Genomic DNA, 17,044 nt, shown 5'->3' with positions numbered 1-17,044 from the left:
TGTGGTAAAGCGCAGAACCAGGATGTGATGGGTGGCTCAGGTCTCCTGTTCAGAAGTGGCGACGCGCAGCCGTGGCCGGCGCAGGCTGACCAGCGCATGGGCGAGCAGGCCGAACAGCAGCCCCCAGAACGCCGCTGACAGCCCAAGGAACGTCATGCCCGAAGCGCTGACCAGGAAGGTGAACAGCCCGGCATCGCGCTCACCGGGCTCGGCCAGGCTGCGCGTCAGGGCCTCGCTGATCGCGCCGTACAGGGCCAGGCCCGCAAGCACGGCGATCAACGCGGCGGGAAACGCGGCAAACAGCGACATCAAGGTGGCCCCGGCAATGCCCAGCAGCAGGTACAGCGCACTGCCCGCGACAGCTGCCACGTAGCGCCTGCGCGGCTCTTCATGGGCCTCGCGGCCGGTGCACAGGCTGGCGGTGACCGCCGCCAGGTTCAGCCCGTGACAACCGAACGGCGCCAACAGCAGGCCGCCCAGGGCACTGGCGCTGATCAGCGGGCTGGCCTCTGTGCGGTAGCCGGCATTGCGCAGCACCGCCATGCCCGGCATGAACTGCCCGGTCAACGCCACCAGCACCAACGGCAACGCCAGGCTGAAGGTCGCGGCCAGGCTGAATTGCGGTGTGGTCCATTGCGGCGTGGCCAGGGCCAGCACCAGTTCGCTGCCGCGAAATTCGCCACTGGCCACGGTCACCAGGGCGCCCACGGTCAAGACCGCCGCCACCGCATAGCGCGGCTGCACCCGGCGCATCAGCACGTAGGCGACGCACATCGCCAGCACCAACACCGGCTGTACCGGCAAGGCGCGGAACACCTCGATGCCGAAGCTGAACAGGATCCCGGCCTGCATGCCGGCGGCGATGGAACCGGGCAGCCGGGCGATCAGGCGGTCGAAGGCGCCACTGATGCCGATCAGCAGCAGCACGGTATTGGCCACAAGGTAGGCGCCGATCGCCTGCTCCAGGCCAATGTGCGGCAAGGCGGTGACCAGCAACGCCGAACCCGGTATCGACCAGGCGATCACCACCGGCACCCGGTAGCGCAGGCTCAGCAGCCCCCCCAGCACAGCGCTGCCCATGGACACCGCCCACACCCAGGAGGACAACTGGCCGTGGGACAGGCCGGCGGCTTCGGCGGCGTGGAAAATGATCACCAGCGGGCCGGCGTAGGAAATCAGCGTGGCGATGCAGCCGGCCACGACGGCGGACAGGGAGCAATCCTTGAACAGGGTTTGCATGGGATTTCTCGCAGGGATCAGGTTGTGATCTATCGCGGGGCAAGCCCGCTCCCACGAGCTTGGCGTGGGAGCGGGCTTGCCCCGCGATTGCTGGCTCAAGCCTGCTGCAACGCCCGTGGCCGCCCACTGCGCTGTTCGGCGTCGCTGTCATGGGCCTTCTGCAGCTGGAAATCGAACTGCACTTCGGCATAGCGCCCCGTCACCCCCCGCGCCCCGTCCTCGCGGAAAGTGATCTCCCCCACCAACCCATCGCGGGTGGCATAGGCGAAGTCGTCCCACAGGTACTTGTCGCCGGCCAGGTTGATCTGCGTGGTCAGGTGCCGGTGCCCCGGCGCCGAGATGAAGAAATGGATGTGCGCCGGGCGCTGGCCGTGGCGGCCGAGCAGGTCCAGGCACTCCTGGGTCGGCCCCTGGGGGTCGCAGCCATAGCCGGACGGCACGATGGAGCGCGCTCGGTAGCGGCCCTCGGCGTCGGTGACGATGCGCCGGCGCAGGTTGTACTCGGACTGGCTCTGGTCGAAGAACGAATAGGTGCCGCGGGTGTTGGCATGCCACAGGTCCACCGTGGCCCCGGCCAGCGGCTGGCCGTCGGGGCCACGCACCTGGCCTTCGAGGTACATCACCGTGGCCTCGCCCTCCTCGCTGCCATCGTCCATGCGCACCACGGCCTGGGCCAGCGGAGCACCGGCCACGTACAGCGGGCCTTCGATGGTGCGCGGGGTGCCGCCGGTCAGGCCGACCTCGGCATCCTTGGCGTCCTGCAGCAGGTCGAGGAAGTGTTCGATGCCCAGCCCAGCCACCAGCAGCCCGGCTTCGCCGCGACCGCCCAGGCGGTTGAGGTAGTCGACGGCGAGCCAGAATTCGTCCTCGCTGACCTCCAGGTCCTCGATCAGCCGCGCGGTGTCCTGCAACACGCGCTGGACGATGCGCTTGAGGCGCGGGCTGCCCTGGTCGTTGCCAAAGCCTGCGGCTTGTTCGAAGAATTTCTGTACATCAGGGGTGTGGGCGATCTTCACGGTCATGATCAGGTACCTCGCGTTGTTCTTGTCGTTGGGGATTTCAGCGGTCGTCGCTGTGGACCGACGAGGGATGGCGGCACAGGCCGGCGACCTCGATGTCCATGTACGGGAACAGCGGCAACTGCATCAGGGTGTCGTGCAGCGCCTCGACGCTGGGCACGTCGAACACGCTGTAGTTGGCGTAGTGCCCGGCGATGCGCCACAGGTGGCGCCAGGTGCCGTCGCGCTGCAGGCGCTGGGCCAGCTGCTTTTCGTCGGCCTTGAGTTGCGCGGCCTTGGCCGGGTCCATGTCGACCGGAAGCTTTACGGTCATCTTTACGTGGAACAGCATGGTGTTCTCCTTACGTCAGTCGTTGCTGCTGTGGGAGCGGGCTTGCCCCGCGAACACGGGCGAAGCCCGTGCCATCCACTGCGGTGCCTGCTTCGCGGGGCAAGCCCGCTCCCACAGGGATTGAGTGTTACCTCAGCTACGGCGGGCAAAGCGCGCGAGCTGCGCCTCATCCAGGGTCAGGCCCAGGCCTGGGGTGCTTGGCACGTGCAACTGGAAGTCGCGGTACACCGGCGGCTGGTTGACGATCTCTTCGGTCAGCAGCAACGGCCCGAACAACTCGGTACCCCAGGTCAGCTGGCGAAGGGTCAGGAAGGCATGGGCCGAGGCCAGGGTGCCCACCGTGCCTTCGAGCATGGTCCCGCCATACAGGGCGATACCGGCCGCTTCGGCGATCTGCGCGGTGCGCAGCACGGCGCGCGGGCCGCCGTTCTTGGCGATTTTCAGGGCGAAGATGCTCGCCGCACCGTCGGCGGCCAGGCTGAAGGCGTCCTCGACGCTTTCGATGGACTCGTCGGCCATGATCGGCGCCGGGCTGCGCTGGTTCAGGCGGATCTGCCCGCCACGGTTGATGCGCGAAATCGGCTGTTCGATCAGGTCGATGCCGTTGTCGCCCAGCACCTGGCAGGCACGGAGGGCCTGGGACTCGTCCCAGTACTGGTTCACGTCGACACGCACGCTGGCGCGCTCGCCCAGCTCGCGCTTGATCGCCACCACGTGCTTGAGGTCCTGCGCCAGCGGGTTGGCGCCGATCTTCAGCTTGAATACCCGGTGCCGACGGATATCCAGCATGTGCTCGGCCTCGGCGATGTCGCGGGCAGTGTCGCCGCTGGCCAGGGTCCAGGCCACTTCCAGGCTGTCGCGCACGCGGCCCCCGAGCAGCTCGCTGACCGGCAGGCCCAGGCGCTTGCCCTGGGCGTCGAGCAAGGCACTCTCGATGCCGGACTTGGCGAAGGTGTTGCCCTTGGCCAGCTTGTCGAGCTTGAGCATCGCAGCGTTGATGTTGTCGGCGGCCATGCCGACCAGCGCTGGCGCCAGGTAGGCGTCGATATTGGCCTTGATGCCTTCCGGGCTTTCGTAGCCGTAGGCCAGGCCACCGATGGTGGTGGCTTCGCCGATGCCTTCCACACCGTCGCTGCAGCGCAGGCGCAGGATCACCAGGGTCTGCTGCTGCATCGTGTGCATGGCCAGCTTGTGCGGGCGGATGGTCGGCAGGTCGACGATGATCGCCTCCAGCCGGTCGATGGTCGGGCTTGTCATGCCAAGGCTCCAGTTCAGTCAGTAAAGGGTCAGGCCGTCGCCGCCAGGGCCTGGCGCCGGCCACTGGCCAGGTGCACGGCCATGGCCAGCGCGGCGATCGCGCCGGGGATGGCGAAGGCGATGAAATTGAGTTGCAGCGGCAGGTTGATGCCCATCAGCGCGCCACCGAGCAGCGGGCCGACGATGGCGCCGTTGCGCCCGATGCCGGAGGCCCAGCCCAGGCCGGTGGAACGCACCGACAGGCCGTACAGCTGGGCGGCGCCGGCGTACAGCAGGATCTGCGTACCGATGGTGGTGGCGCCGGCGATGAAGATCAGCAGGTACAGCACCGGCATCGGGCTGTTGACCCCCAGCAGGCTGATCGACAGCGCGGCGGCGATGAAGAACGCCACCTTGACCTTGACCAGGTTGTAGCGGTCGCCCAGCCAGCCACCGAGGATCGCCCCGGCCATGCCGCCGAAGTTCAGCACCAGCAGGAACGACAGGCTCGAACCCAGGCTGTAGCCGGCGTTGGCCATGAGTTTGGGCAGCCATGAGCTCAGTGCGTAGACCATCAACAGGCAGCAGAAGAACGCCAGCCACAGGGCCAGGGTGCGGATGGCCAGGCCGTTCTGGAACAGCTTGAGGACCGAGGTGAGCGTGCTGGCCTTATCGCGGGGCAAGCCCGCTCCCACGCTCAAGGTGTCTTCAGGCTTTACGTCGCAGTTGGGGTCGAGGCGTTTGAGCAGTTTGCGCGCCTCTGCCATGCGGCCTTGGCGCACCAGGAAGCCGATGGACTCGGGCAGGTAGTAGAGGATCACCGGCAGCAACAGCAGCGGCACGGCGGCGGCGAAGAACATCGACTCCCAACCGAAACGCGGCAACAGGAAGATGCCAACCCCGGCCGAGAGCATGCCACCCAGCGAGTAGCCGCTGAACATGATCGCCACCAGGGTGCTGCGCAGGCGCTTGGGGGCGTATTCGTTCATCAGCGCCACGGCGTTGGGCATCAGCCCGCCACAGCCCAGGCCGGCGAAGAAGCGGTAGATGCCGAATTCGCTTGGGCTGCTGGCGAAGCCATTGAGGATGGTGGCCCCGGAGAACAGTGCGAAGCAGATGGCGATGCCTTTCTTGCGCCCGATGCGGTCGGCCAGGCTGCCGAACACCAGGGCGCCGAACATCATGCCGAACAGCGCGTAGCTGCCCAGGGCGCCGGCCTGCAGCGGGGTCAGGCCCCATTCTTTCATGATGGTCGGCAGGACCACGCCGTAGATGAACAGGTCGTAGCCGTCGAAGATCAGCAGCAGGCCGCACCAGGCCATGACCATCCAGTGGAAGGGGCTGAAGCGGGCGTTGTCGATGATCGGGTGCACGTCGAGTGTTCGCATGGCATCTGTCTCTTTTGTTTTTGTTGTGTGAAGAGCAAACCTTGCCGGGGCGGCCGTCAGCCGAGGTCGCCACCGCCCACCGGCAGGGTTACGCCGGTGATGTACGAGGCCTCGTCGCAGGCCAGGAAGAGGATTGCGCCGACCTGTTCGTCGAGGCTGCCGTAGCGTTTCATCAGGCTGCTGGAGACGGTCTGGTCGACGATCTGCTGGTACCAGCCTTTCTCCTGCGCGCTCTGCTCAGCCTGGTTGCGTGGGATGCGTCGGGGCGGTGCCTCGGTGCCGCCAGGGGCAGTGGCATTGACGCGGATGCCGCGCTCGGCGGTTTCGAAGGCCAGGCACGCGGTGAGCGCGTTGACGCCGCCCTTGGCCGCGCCGTAGGGCACGCGGTTGACGCCACGGGTGGCGATGGACGAGACGTTGACGATGGCGCCGCTGCCACGTTCGAGCATGTAGGGCAAGGCGGCGTGGCAGCACCACAAGGTGGGGAACAGCGAGCGCCGCACTTCGGCCTCGATCTGCTGCACGTCGTAGTGTTCGAAGGGCTTGGCCCAGATGGTGCCGCCGACGTTGTTGATGAGGATGTCGAGGCGGCCGAAGGTTTCCACGGCGCGGGCCATGACCTTGGCGCAGTCGTCGTGTTGCTCGAGGTCTGCGGTGAGGGTCAGCATGCCCTCGCCGGCCAGCTCATGGACCAGCTCGGAGCGGTCCACCGCCACCACCTGCGCGCCTTCGGCCTTGAGCCGCCAGCACACGGCGCGGCCGATGCCTTGGGCGGCGCCGGTGACCAGGGCGACTTTGTTGTGGAATCTTGCGTTCATGCTCATTCTCCAAAGCGTCGGCGCCGTGGGAGCGGGCTTGCCCCGCGATTGCTATCGCGGGGCAAGCCCGCTCCCACAAGACCGAAATCCCTGTGTGAATAAAAAGAGGCCACCCTCACCCGCACGATGCGGGCAGCCCCGTAAAAGCCTCAGGCTGCCGCGGCGAACTTCTCGTAGTAGAAGTTGGCCGGGGTAATGCCCTGTTCGCGGATGTATTGGCTGACCGCCTCGACCATCGGTGGCGGGCCGCACAGGTACACATCCACATCGCCTTCATTGAGGTGGCGCGGCTCGATGTGCTGGGTCACGTAGCCCTTCTGCGGATACTGGCTGTCGGGGTTGGCCACGCAGGCGCTGTAGGTGAAGTTGGGGATGCGCGCGGCCAGCGCCTGCAGGCGGTCCAGCTCGACCAGGTCGAAGTCGTTGGTCACGCCGTAGATCAGGTGCAGTGGGTGCTCGCTGCCTTGCTCGGCGATCTTCTCCAGCATGGCGGTGAATGGCGCGAGGCCCGTGCCACCGGCCAGCAGCAGCAAGGGGCGCTGGATCGGCCGCAGGTAGAAACTACCCAAAGGGCCTGCCAGGCTCATGCTGTCGCCAGCCTTGGCCAGCTGGGTGAGAAAGCTGCTCATCAGCCCGCCCGGCACGTTGCGGATCAGGAAGCTGACTTCGCCGTCCTTGGGCAGTGAGCTGAACGAATAGGCGCGGCTCTGCTCGCTGCCCGGCACCTTGAGGTTGACGTATTGCCCCGGCAGGAACGCCAGGCGGTTCAGTGCCTCGCCCTTGATCGACAAGGCAATGGTGCTGGCCGACAGCTGGCGCACATCGCTGATGGCCGCCTCGAAGCTGGCCTGCTCGGTCTTGCACAGCTGCGACGAGGCCGGGATGCGCACCACGCAGTCGCTTTCGGCGCGCATCTGGCAGGTGAGCACGTAGCCCTGGGCGATTTCCTCCTCGCTCAGGGCGTCCTCGATGAAGTTGTCGCCCAGGTCGTAACGGCCCGATTCGGCCTTGCACTTGCAGGTGCCGCAGGCGCCGTCACGGCAGTCCAGCGGGATGTTGATGCCCTGGCGGTAGGCGGCATCGGCCACGGTTTCAGTGCCGTCGGCCTCGATGAAGCGGGTGACCCCGTCTTCGAAATTCAGTGCGATGTGGTAGCTCATGGTGCACCTCACGGGCGAGCCTGGCCGCGGCGCGCCGTGGGGCACACCGACAGGCTCGGCCTGGTGGATCAGATGTGATAGATGTCGATGACCTGACGGACGTAGTCGTTCTTCAGTACCACCTTCTTGTGCCTGATCAGCGGCTGCTCGCCGCGCAGGTCGAGGGTGTAGAAGCTGGTGCCGAAGTAGCTGTCGGTGGTCTTGTAGCGAAAGCTCAGGGTGTGCCAGTTGAAGCGCACCTGGCAGCTGTCCTCGCTTTGCTCAACGATCTCGATGTTGCTGATGTTGTGCGAGGTTCGGGTGTCCGGCACGGTGGCGCTGGAGCGCTCGGTCTTGATACGGAATACCCGGTCCTCGAGGCCACCACGGTTGCCGTACCAGATCAGCGAGATCTCGCTCTGCGGATCTTCGGTCAGGCTGTCGTCATCGTCCCAGGACGGCATCCAGAACGTCGCATCACTGCTGTACAGCTCCAACCACTGGTCCCACTGGGCATCGTCCAGGTAGCGCGCTTCGCGGTAGAGGAAGTCGCGCACGGTGTCATGCAGGCTCATTGCACGGCCTCCACTGGGATCAGAAGCTGTTCGTCCTTCAACGCCTGGATCATGGTGTCCTGCCAGTACTTGTGCTGCAGCACGAACAAACCTTCGTCCTCGGTACGCACGCCCGACAGCAGCGGTTCGAGCTCGATCTCCTTCGCCGCCTCGTCGGCACCTTCGACCCAGTGCTGCGCGCCGCGAGACATGTCGTTCCAGCCGGTGCCGCCGCCGTAGCCGGTCTGGCACGAGCGGAACTCTTCCAGGTCATCCGGGGTGGCCATGCCACTGACGTTGAAGAAGTCCTCGTACTGGCGGATGCGCTTGGCCCGGGCCTCGGCGCTCTCGCCCTTCGGCGCGATGCAGTAGATGGTGATCTCGGTCTTGTTCACCGAAATCGGCCGGGCGATGCGGATCTGCGAGCTGAACTGGTCCATCAGGTACACGTTCGGGTACAGGCACAGGTTGCGCGAGTTCTCGATCATCCAGTCGGCGCGGGCCTGGCCGAAATCGGCGGCCAACTGGTCACGGCGCTCGTAGGCCGGGCGATCCTCGGGGTTGGCCCAGCGCGTCCACAGCAGCAGGTGGCCGTGGTCGAAGGAGTAGAAACCGCCACCTTGCTTGGCCCAGGCGCCGGCGCTCATGGTCTTGATTTCGTCGCCCGCTTCGCGCTGCTTGCGCTGGTTCTGGGTGGCGGCGTAGTTCCAGTGCACGGAGCTGACGTGGTAGCCGTCAGCGCCGTTTTCGGCGGTGAGCTTCCAGTTGCCTTCGTAGATGTAGGAGCTTGCGCCGCGCAGCACCTCCAGGCCCTCGGGGGACTGGTCGACGATCATGTCGATGATCTTCGCCGACTCGCCCAGGTGCTCGACCAGGGGCTTCACGTCGGCTTTGAGGCTGCCGAACAGGAAGCCGCGGTACGATTCGAAACGCGCCACCTTGGTCAGATCGTGGGAGCCGTCGCAGTTGAAGCTGTCGGGGTAGCCGGCGTTGCTCGGGTCCTTGACCTTGAGCAGCTTGCCGCTGTTGTTGAAGGTCCAGCCGTGGAACGGGCAGGTGTAGCTGGAGCGGTTGCCGCGCTTGTGCCGGCAGAGCATGGCGCCGCGGTGGCTGCAGGCATTGAGGAAGGCGTTGAGCACCCCGTCCTTGTTGCGCGCGATGAAGATCGGCTGGCGCCCCATGGTCAGGGTGAGGAAGTCGTTGTTTTCGGGGATCTGGCTTTCGTGGGCCAGGTAGATCCAGTTGCCTTCGAAGATGTGCTTCATCTCCAGGTCGAACAGGCGCGGGTCGGTGAACATTTCACGCTTGCAACGATAGACGCCCTTCTCCCGGTCATCTTCGAGCATGGCATTGAGGTAGTCGAATCCCAGGGACATGGCCAGGGCCTCCATTGTTATTGTTCAGGCCGGGTCAGGTTATGCCCTGGGTGGGGGCGCAGATATCCAGATCGTGCAGAGTGCTATCCGTTTTGTGCAGGCAGGGTTGCGTGTCATCTGTGCTGGTTCTGTACGCGGGCTGCCGGGTGTTCGCCGGGGAATAGAGTAATGGCCACAAGGTGTTCGCCAGTCTTTTTGCAGCGCCCATGAGATCGAGCGCCGCCCGCGCGGCGCATCGCGGGACAAGCCCGCTCCCACATTTGTTTCGGGCCAATGAGTCCTGTGAAAGTACCGCTGCCCGCCCTGGTGCATGTCTTGAGTCATGCGAAGCAGCATTTGCGACTACGCCAAAACCGCGTCGTACCAACAAGGCGGACCAGGTGATGGCACAGGAAAGACTGGCCCGAAACAAATGTGGGAGCGGGCTTGTCCCGCGATGCGCCGCGCGGGCGGCGCTCGATCTCAAAGGCGCTGCAAGAACATCGGCAGGCACCTGGTGGCCCTGACCCAACCTTTCGACATGCACCTGGTGGCCATTACCAGATCCTGATCAGGCACCCCGCAACGGCGTAAGACATTTCCGAACCTGCAACCAAATGCTTCAACCCAAAAGGCTTGGGAACTATCCTACGCACCTGCCGGAAGTTGCTGCATTGTCGGGGAAATCCCTCAGGGCTAACTTCACCCGGTCGCCACATTTGGTGACCGGGGTGTGAGAATCCCGAAGCTTCAAGAAATTCGGCCACTCTTTCATGGCAGCCGTGTGCGGGCAGACTTCGGTCTGACCGGGTTTCTTGTGCCCCGGATTCTCACCCCGTTCACGGCTGCCACCCTTTGTCTTGTGAGAGTTGCCTGGGGTGGTGCCTCCCTGAGCCAGCACAAGAGATACACCTATGAAAAAGATCGTCCCCGACCCACCCCGTTTCTTCCCTTACCTGTCCATTTCCCCCGACTTAACCCCCGAAGCCGCCCGCACCGAGGCCACCTCATTGATGGGCTGCCTGCGCGAAGTGCTCGACATGTACTTCGACACCAACAGCGAAGAACAGCGCCAAACCCTGCTGAACACCTGCATCTACCTCAACCAACTGCTCTACCCCCTGATCCGCCACGAAACAGGAGCGCAGCCATGACCACCCCGAGCAACCATGGCAGCACTTCAGGCACCACCACCTGCCTGGAGCTGTTTCGCATCCAGCCCGGCATCCCCTTCCAGCACGCTTTCGATGAGCTGTCGGTACTGCTCGGCTGCATCCGCCACCTCACCTGCGAGGCCGAGATGGAAGGCGACATGCTCGCCGGCAGTTCGGCGCGCATCCTCAGCGCCATGGCCAAGGCGCTGATTGATGACATGGAGCTGGGGATGGATCGCTCCGGTTGATCCAATGGCCTCATCGCGGGGCAAGTCGCAGCGGCGAACCGCCGCTGCGACTTGCCCCGCGATGAGGCCCCGAGGACCTGCGCCGGCTGCCCTGCATCGGCCACCGCTTCCGAAGCGGCGCGCTGTACCGCTGGGAGTTCACGCGCGGCCAGCGCTGAGGCATCATCTGATCATCTGCACCGAGGCCACGCCGATAGACAGATACCCTGGTTTTTTCGAAGCGGCTATTTCTATCTGGTGAATCAGCTGCCCGGCCCCCGCCGACAACGTCACCTGATTGTCCTTGCCGTGGTGGGTGCGCAGCGAGGCGGCCAACTCCCGCCCACGTGCGTCCAGCACGCGAATCGAGCCGTACCCCCCTACCCGCAGCCTCACTGCCCGGACAGGCGTGTCCAACAGCATCACGTACGCAGGATTGGGGCCTGTCACACCGTTCACCGCGAAGACCATGGTTTTATCGGGTATCCATCGATTATTGGTGAACTGAAGGTTCGGCACGATGACCCTCAGGGTCATGGTCGGCACTCTGACGCTCTGGCCGGCACGCAAGACCAACCGAGTGATGGTCTCGAAGTCCTCCCAAAGCTCGATCCTCTCGCACTCGAGCAGCAGGCCCTGGGACGCGATGGGCTCGGCGACGCCGGGGCGCAAGACCTCATAACTCACGCTTGCGCTGCCTGATGCGCCGCCGAAGACCGCGCCTCTGGGCAGGGTGATGAGCTGGGTGCCTTTTTGTTTGACCACATAGGGTGCATGGCTGTAGTCGCCGAACTTGATCACGATCCGGTCGCCTTCGCTCATACCCGGGTACTCGGGCACCCTCACCTGCAGGCCACCGGCGGGAATGTCGGCGACGCTGAGCTTGCCGCCGTCGGTGCCAGCGATCACAAGGGCGGGAAGCAACTCGCTCTGCCCCTTGCCCTTGGCAATGCGAAATACCAGATCGGCTGAGGCGCGGGCGGGTTTGTCGTCGAACTCCAGGACGTAGTGGGCCTCGACTTCCACCCCTTCGTCCAGATCGAAAGCCTTTCGCGGAACCTCGACCACGGGCGCCTTCTCACCTACGCCAATGGTGACCTCCTGTTCATGGTAGGTACCGTCCGACCCACTCCAGTACAAGGTGGCTTTACAGGGTGCCAACGACTCGATGTCACTGGGCAGCACAATGCCCATCCCTCGGGCGTAGATCCCCAGCGAGGGATCCAGCGCACCTTGCGGCAACGATTGTTCCGGACTTGGCGCGGGCAGTGATTCCGCCAGATAACCGACATCCCATCGGGCCACTTCGGAGGACAAGGTCTGATTGCCGCGTTGGACCGTATAGGAGACATCGATATAGCCCCCGTCGAACGGTTTGAGGTGGTCGGCGCCTTTGAGGCTGAACGGCACAACCTTGCCAACCCACAGTGCGGTGATGTGCCGGCGAGGAGCGAGCTTGAGCCTTACCGTTGCATCGGAGGCCGTGCCGACCACTTTCAACGTGACGATATCGTCCTTCTGCAATCCCGCCTCCAACGGAACGCGCGCGATAAGGGTCGCCAGGTTCGCGTCGATCCAGCCGCTCTCATCATCCTTCAGGGTTGGCGCGGGCAGGCGCGATGGCGCCGCGGTGAAATGGACGTGGGCCAAGCCGGACCTGCTGGAGATTTCGCTGCGGGTAACGGTGTAAGCGCACTTCGCCCGACTCAAGGCCTGCCACTGTTCGCTGGGCACTGAGAACTTGAGCAACTCGCCGGCTTCGCGCAGCTGCACCGACCCGAAGACCCTGTCGACAACCAGCCCTGAATCCGTGGTGCCGACCCAGTTCAAGACCACGTCGTCTCCTGGCAGCAAGGCGGGGTCATGCACCTGGATCGACAATGGCGCGGCACCTGACATCGATCGATCGATCGTATGCGTCTCATTGACCATCCCGCCCTGATCCAGCACCTGTGGTGAAAGCAGCCGGCCTTCAAGCAGGTTGACACTGACGATGGAATCTTCCGACCACTCCGATTCGTTTCCCACTTCGTCGCTGACGTAGTAGTAGACGGGCAGCGCGAGACTGTCGCCAGCGTTGCTGATGGCCTGCTCGTCCACTTCGATGACCACCGGTTGGTTGACGTCCTGTTCGGTCAGTGCCCGCTCGATCGACTGGTCACCCCAGAACAGGTGGATGACATTTCTTGGGTTCATGTTCAGGTAAGGGGCGATGGTCACACGCACCTTGCCTCTGGCCTCTGCCTGGCCGATCACACCGGACTGCGGGGCCACGACGGGGCGCGTCAGCTGCTGGCCGACACCGAGAACACCCTCGACACCAGGCGGGTCGAGCAAGACCTGCGTGCTCACCGCCGCAGAGCGCTCGATGTCTCCGGCTTTTCGCCGCACCTGGCAATACAGCGAGCCCCTTGCGCTCGGCACATCGCTGCTGTCGACGGCCAAGGTCATGAACTGCCCGACCTGGGTGATACGAACCTTGCCGAACGCCACAAGCCTTTCTTCCCAGTACAGCTGGACGACATCTCCGGCTTTCATCGACTCCCAGGCAGGAATCAGCACCAGCACCTGGTCGTCGTAGTCCTCCAGCAGTTGCGCCCCCACGCCGAAATCGACCGCTCCGGCTGGGTGCAACGCACCGTAGAGATAAGGGCTGGGGATGACCGTTGGCGGCGCATCGGGGTACTTCGATTTCAGGTAGGTGTCGAAGTCGCGCAGCAGCGCCTCTGCTTCATTGGCGGCGGCCGATTGGTCATCCAGATAGTCCGCGAGCTCTTCGGCTTCCTGCTCTTCGCTGATCGTGAACTCAAAATCTTCCGAGGCACGGTCTGGCTTGCCATCCTGGTAAATCATGTAATAGACCGTGGCATATACCAGCGGTGCACCCTCTACCGCCAGATCGCTGTGCGGAATGTGGAACGGCTCGGGGCGATTGCCAGCCGCCACTGCCTGCTCGATTTCGCGGTAGCGGCCGGACGAAGTGTCCCAGAACAGCTCCACGCGGTAAGGCGGCTTGATATCCGGCAACGCGGGAATCGTGATGTCGATCCCGTCCTTGAACGCTTGAAGGTTCGGGTCGAGGTTGTCGTCCTCCAGCGATGGCGCCGTTTGCGCAGGGGGAAGGTTTTCCAGCACATCGCCCACATACACCCTGACCTTTTCCGATGTACGCTCGACCACAGGCTTGCCGCGCTCGATCGTGTATGAAATTTCCACCCAACCACCTTCGAAAGGTTTGACATACTTTGCGCCGGCAAACCGGAAGACCTGATCGGTGGGAGGATCCACGACGATCGTGTCGTCTGAAAGATCGTCCCATTCCCGTCCGTTGGCTCGCATGCAATCCAACGTCACGTAGACCATGTCTCCAGGGACAAGGCCTGCACTCAACCCAACCGTGACCATGAGCTCCGCCAGGTCGGGGCTGACCGTCAGCAAACCATCGTCCAGCGCTGCGTCCTTCACTCGTGGTACGTCAGCCTTGATCTGCTGGGCCTGGGAACTTCGCCCGGACAGCTCCGGAGCAGCGACGGTTTCAACACTGGCGGGACGTGCCGGGCGTGGTTGCGAGCCCAGTTGCACCTTGATCGAGGCCTGCTCGGAGCGACTTCTGGAGGCGTTACCCACTTCATCGATCACCTCGTAGCTGAGCGCCAGCGGGTCACCGTCACCCGCGGCATCGATGGTTGTCTTGTCCACCTCGATCACGACAGCCTGGCCAACCTCGTTCTCTTGCACCAGACGCTCAATCGCCTGACTGCCCCAATACAAACGAATGGTGTCGAAAGGGCTCATGTAACGGTAGGGGGCGACGGTCACCGGCACGACCTGGCTGGTCTGCAGCGAGCGGATGACACCATCGTCGGGCGTCTGCACGGTGGGTGCGGCAAGTATGCAGGGCACGAAGAATCGCTCCTCACCCTGCGCGTCGATTTCGGCAACCTCATCCTGGTCGCCAGGGCAGTCGAACCATGCCACGGTGCTCAACGCCGCTGATGTGTAGACGGCTTTGTACAACTCACTCGGGCCGGCGCTTCGCTCCACGTTGAGAACCAGAGCACCCAGGCCCTCAGGCACCTTGTCGCCATTGACCTTGAATACGAGGCGCTTGCCAAGCTGTTCCTCCAGCAACGCCTTGGTGCTGACCGGTTTGCCATTCCAGAACAGTTTGGCCAGGTCCCGCACCTGCATGTCTGCCCAAGGCTGGACGATGATCGTCAGTTTTTCGTCAGCGTCCCATGGTCGCTGGTCATCGATACCAAAATCAGCGCGTCGGATCGGCCATTGGGCAGCTTCGATGTACGGCGGACGTATAGGATTGCCGGCATGCTCGGGGTATGTGGCATCAAGGTGGGCGTTGAACGCATTGAGTCTGTTCTGGAGGGTATCGTTCATGGCCTGGTCACCCCCGGCGTAGGTATGTGGTCGACCGCTCCATTCGATCAACTCGCCAGCAGTTCGACTACTGACAAAAATGCCAGGTCCCCATATCAATCGCCCCGATAGCAATTAACCATTGAATGCCCGTGCAAAGGTGCAGTAAGCTCGGGCACATTCACTGGAGAGCAACATGCCGAAACACACCTGCAACCCCGCCAATCACACCGGTCGCCCTGCGCACCGCGTGCTGGCCGTTGCCGGTCGTAACGCCGTTGCACCCTTTTATTTTGGTTATTGGTTTAGCTACTAGGCGCCGATAACCCACCCGGCGCCCACTTTCGAGGGGCCGCCGAACATGAGAATACTCAAACCCCCGGTCGGCTTCCCGACCGGGGGTTTTGTTTTTCCGGGCCATCACTTTCAACGCTTCGTCTTGAGGACAGATTCATGAACTACGCCACTTACTACTACCCAAGCACCTATGCATGGCGATTTAGCCAATTCCGTTCGGGCCAGCCTGCCGCCTCCGTTCGGTCGATTTCCGGTGGCAATGCCGCACAACTACCCAATTTGACGACCAGTCGAACACCTCGATAGGGCCGACCGCGCGGGCCAGAACCCGCCGTCCGCCCAGGGAAAAAAGCCATGCACGCCTCGAACCTCGCCCTGCCCCTGACCCAACCGCAAGCGGCCAACGCCACTGTCAGCAAGCGCCTGCCCAGCCCGCACCTGCTCAAGCAGCAGATGCCGCTGTCGACCGAACTCACCCAGCAAGTCCATGCCCACCGCCAGGCCATCCGCGCCATCCTCGAAGGCCGCGACGAACGCCTGCTGGTGATCGTCGGCCCGTGCTCGATCCATGACCCGCGCTCGGCGCTGGAATACGCCGACCGCCTGGCGGCGCTCAACCATGAAGTCGGCGACAAGCTGCTGCTGGTGATGCGCGCCTACGTTGAAAAACCACGCACCACGGTGGGCTGGAAAGGCCTGGCCTACGACCCGCACCTCGATGGCAGCGACGACATGCACGCCGGCATCGCCCTGTCCCGTGGCTTGATGCTGAGCATGATCGAGCGCGGCCTGCCGATCGCCACCGAGCTGCTGCAACCCATGGCCGCTGGCTACTTCGACGACCTGCTGGGCTGGGCGGCCATTGGCGCGCGCACCACCGAGTCGCAGATCCACCGTGAGATGGTCAGCGGCCTGGAGCTGCCGGTCGGCTTCAAGAACGGCACCGATGGCGGCATCGCCATTGCCTGCGACGCCATGCGCAGCGCCGCGCATCCGCACCGCCACTTCGGCATGGACGCCCAGGGCTACCCGGCGATCATCGAGAGCCTCGGCAACCCGGACACCCACCTGGTGCTGCGCGGTGGCCACAAGGGCCCGAACTACGATGCCCACAGCGTGGCCCAGGCGCGCCAGGGCCTGGCCAAGGCGGGCCTGGCGCCACGCATCATGGTCGATTGCAGCCATGCCAACAGCGGCAAGGACCCGATGCGTCAGCCCGCGGTGTTCGAAGATGTGCTGCAGCAACGCCTGGCCGGCGACCGCTCGCTGGTCGGGGTGATGATCGAGGGCCACCTGTTCGATGGTTGCCAGGCATTGGGTGCCGGCGCCCTGAAGTACGGCGTATCGATCACCGACGGCTGCCTGGGCTGGAGCGCGACCGAGACCATGCTGCGCGAAGCCGCCAAACGTTTGTAGGAAACAGTCGGCAAGCCTTGCGAGACATGGCCTAGACAAGTGCGCTAGGCTTGCCCTTTTCACCCCCCTAGGAGCAGTTCCCCATGGCCCGAGCCACCGCCCGTCACATCCTGGTTGCCTCTGAAGACAAGTGCAACGAACTCAAAGCACAGATCGAAGCCGGCGCCGACTTCGCCGAAATCGCCAAGGCCAATTCCACCTGCCCATCCAGCCGTCAGGGCGGTGATCTGGGTTCGTTCGGCCCGGGCCAGATGGTCAAGGAATTCGACACCGTGGTGTTCAGCGCCCCGGTCAACACCGTGCAAGGCCCGGTGAAGACCCAGTTCGGCTACCACCTGCTGGAAGTGACCAGCCGCCAGGACTGAGGCGTTCTTGATCGCCCGCCCCTGCGCTGAACCTGTGGGAGCGGGCTTGCCCGCGAATGCGCCCGCCCAGACAACGACGTTGCTCGAACGGACGCATTCGCGGGCAAGCCCGCTCCCACAGGTACTGTGTTG

At 64.1% G+C, this 17,044-nt stretch carries 14 protein-coding genes; 4 read left to right on the top strand and 10 right to left on the bottom strand.

Features of this window, described 5'->3' with window-relative positions:
- Nucleotides 1–36 precede the first annotated feature (36 nt).
- From DM373_RS18575 to benA, 9 genes are all read right to left on the bottom strand, one after another.
- Nucleotides 37–1,239, bottom strand: coding sequence for a benzoate/H(+) symporter BenE family transporter (locus tag DM373_RS18575; RefSeq protein WP_110994973.1), 1,203 nt, complete (start codon nucleotides 1,237–1,239; stop codon nucleotides 37–39).
- Between the two features lie 95 nt (nucleotides 1,240–1,334).
- Nucleotides 1,335–2,261 (bottom strand): catechol 1,2-dioxygenase, encoded by a 927-nt coding sequence (gene catA / locus DM373_RS18570; RefSeq protein WP_110994972.1) that lies wholly within the window; start codon nucleotides 2,259–2,261, stop codon nucleotides 1,335–1,337.
- Between the two features lie 37 nt (nucleotides 2,262–2,298).
- The gene (gene catC, locus DM373_RS18565) at nucleotides 2,299–2,589 is read right to left on the bottom strand and encodes a muconolactone Delta-isomerase (protein ID WP_110994971.1); all 291 of its coding nucleotides are present in this window, start codon (nucleotides 2,587–2,589) and stop codon (nucleotides 2,299–2,301) included.
- A gap of 132 nt (nucleotides 2,590–2,721) precedes the next feature.
- A complete protein-coding gene (locus tag DM373_RS18560) occupies nucleotides 2,722–3,846 on the bottom strand; it encodes a muconate cycloisomerase family protein (protein WP_110994970.1) in 1,125 nt (374 codons plus the stop codon).
- A gap of 29 nt (nucleotides 3,847–3,875) precedes the next feature.
- Nucleotides 3,876–5,213 carry an MFS transporter gene (locus DM373_RS18555; RefSeq protein WP_110994969.1) on the bottom strand — a complete coding sequence of 446 codons (1,338 nt, stop codon included), beginning with the start codon at nucleotides 5,211–5,213 and terminating at the stop codon, nucleotides 3,876–3,878.
- 56 nt (nucleotides 5,214–5,269) lie between these two features.
- On the bottom strand, nucleotides 5,270–6,031 hold the full coding sequence (locus DM373_RS18550) for a 1,6-dihydroxycyclohexa-2,4-diene-1-carboxylate dehydrogenase (protein ID WP_110994968.1): 762 nt from the start codon (nucleotides 6,029–6,031) through the stop codon (nucleotides 5,270–5,272).
- 149 nt (nucleotides 6,032–6,180) lie between these two features.
- Nucleotides 6,181–7,191, bottom strand: coding sequence for a benzoate 1,2-dioxygenase electron transfer component BenC (gene benC / locus DM373_RS18545; RefSeq protein WP_110994967.1), 1,011 nt, complete (start codon nucleotides 7,189–7,191; stop codon nucleotides 6,181–6,183).
- Between the two features lie 68 nt (nucleotides 7,192–7,259).
- Complete coding sequence (gene benB / locus DM373_RS18540; protein WP_110994966.1) at nucleotides 7,260–7,745, bottom strand: benzoate 1,2-dioxygenase small subunit; 486 nt, start codon at nucleotides 7,743–7,745, stop codon at nucleotides 7,260–7,262.
- Nucleotides 7,742–9,100: a benzoate 1,2-dioxygenase large subunit gene (gene benA, locus DM373_RS18535; protein ID WP_110994998.1), complete on the bottom strand. Its 1,359-nt coding sequence runs from the start codon at nucleotides 9,098–9,100 to the stop codon at nucleotides 7,742–7,744. The genes benB and benA overlap by 4 nt, the downstream gene beginning before the upstream one ends.
- 893 nt (nucleotides 9,101–9,993) lie before the next feature.
- On the opposite strand from benA, the gene DM373_RS18530 reads away from it, so the two are divergent.
- Nucleotides 9,994–10,233 (top strand): hypothetical protein, encoded by a 240-nt coding sequence (locus DM373_RS18530; RefSeq protein WP_110994965.1) that lies wholly within the window; start codon nucleotides 9,994–9,996, stop codon nucleotides 10,231–10,233.
- Nucleotides 10,230–10,481: a DUF3077 domain-containing protein gene (locus DM373_RS18525; RefSeq protein ID WP_110994964.1), complete on the top strand. Its 252-nt coding sequence runs from the start codon at nucleotides 10,230–10,232 to the stop codon at nucleotides 10,479–10,481. Before DM373_RS18530 ends, DM373_RS18525 begins: the two co-directional genes overlap by 4 nt.
- A 162-nt stretch (nucleotides 10,482–10,643) precedes the next feature.
- On the opposite strand, the gene DM373_RS18520 is transcribed toward DM373_RS18525, so the two are convergent.
- The gene (locus DM373_RS18520) at nucleotides 10,644–14,855 is read right to left on the bottom strand and encodes a hypothetical protein (RefSeq protein ID WP_110994963.1); all 4,212 of its coding nucleotides are present in this window, start codon (nucleotides 14,853–14,855) and stop codon (nucleotides 10,644–10,646) included.
- A 630-nt stretch (nucleotides 14,856–15,485) separates the two neighbouring features.
- Between DM373_RS18520 and DM373_RS18515 the strand changes: the two genes are divergently transcribed.
- Nucleotides 15,486–16,547 carry a 3-deoxy-7-phosphoheptulonate synthase gene (locus DM373_RS18515; RefSeq protein ID WP_110994962.1) on the top strand — a complete coding sequence of 354 codons (1,062 nt, stop codon included), beginning with the start codon at nucleotides 15,486–15,488 and terminating at the stop codon, nucleotides 16,545–16,547.
- A gap of 83 nt (nucleotides 16,548–16,630) precedes the next feature.
- A complete protein-coding gene (locus DM373_RS18510) occupies nucleotides 16,631–16,912 on the top strand; it encodes a peptidylprolyl isomerase (protein ID WP_009686645.1) in 282 nt (93 codons plus the stop codon).
- Nucleotides 16,913–17,044: the final 132 nt, after the last annotated feature.

Origin of the sequence: Pseudomonas sichuanensis (assembly GCF_003231305.1) — a bacterium.
Classification (GTDB): domain Bacteria; phylum Pseudomonadota; class Gammaproteobacteria; order Pseudomonadales; family Pseudomonadaceae; genus Aquipseudomonas; species Aquipseudomonas sichuanensis.
Note: the sequence above shows the minus strand (reverse complement) of the source record. Positions and strands in the feature narration are given on the sequence as shown.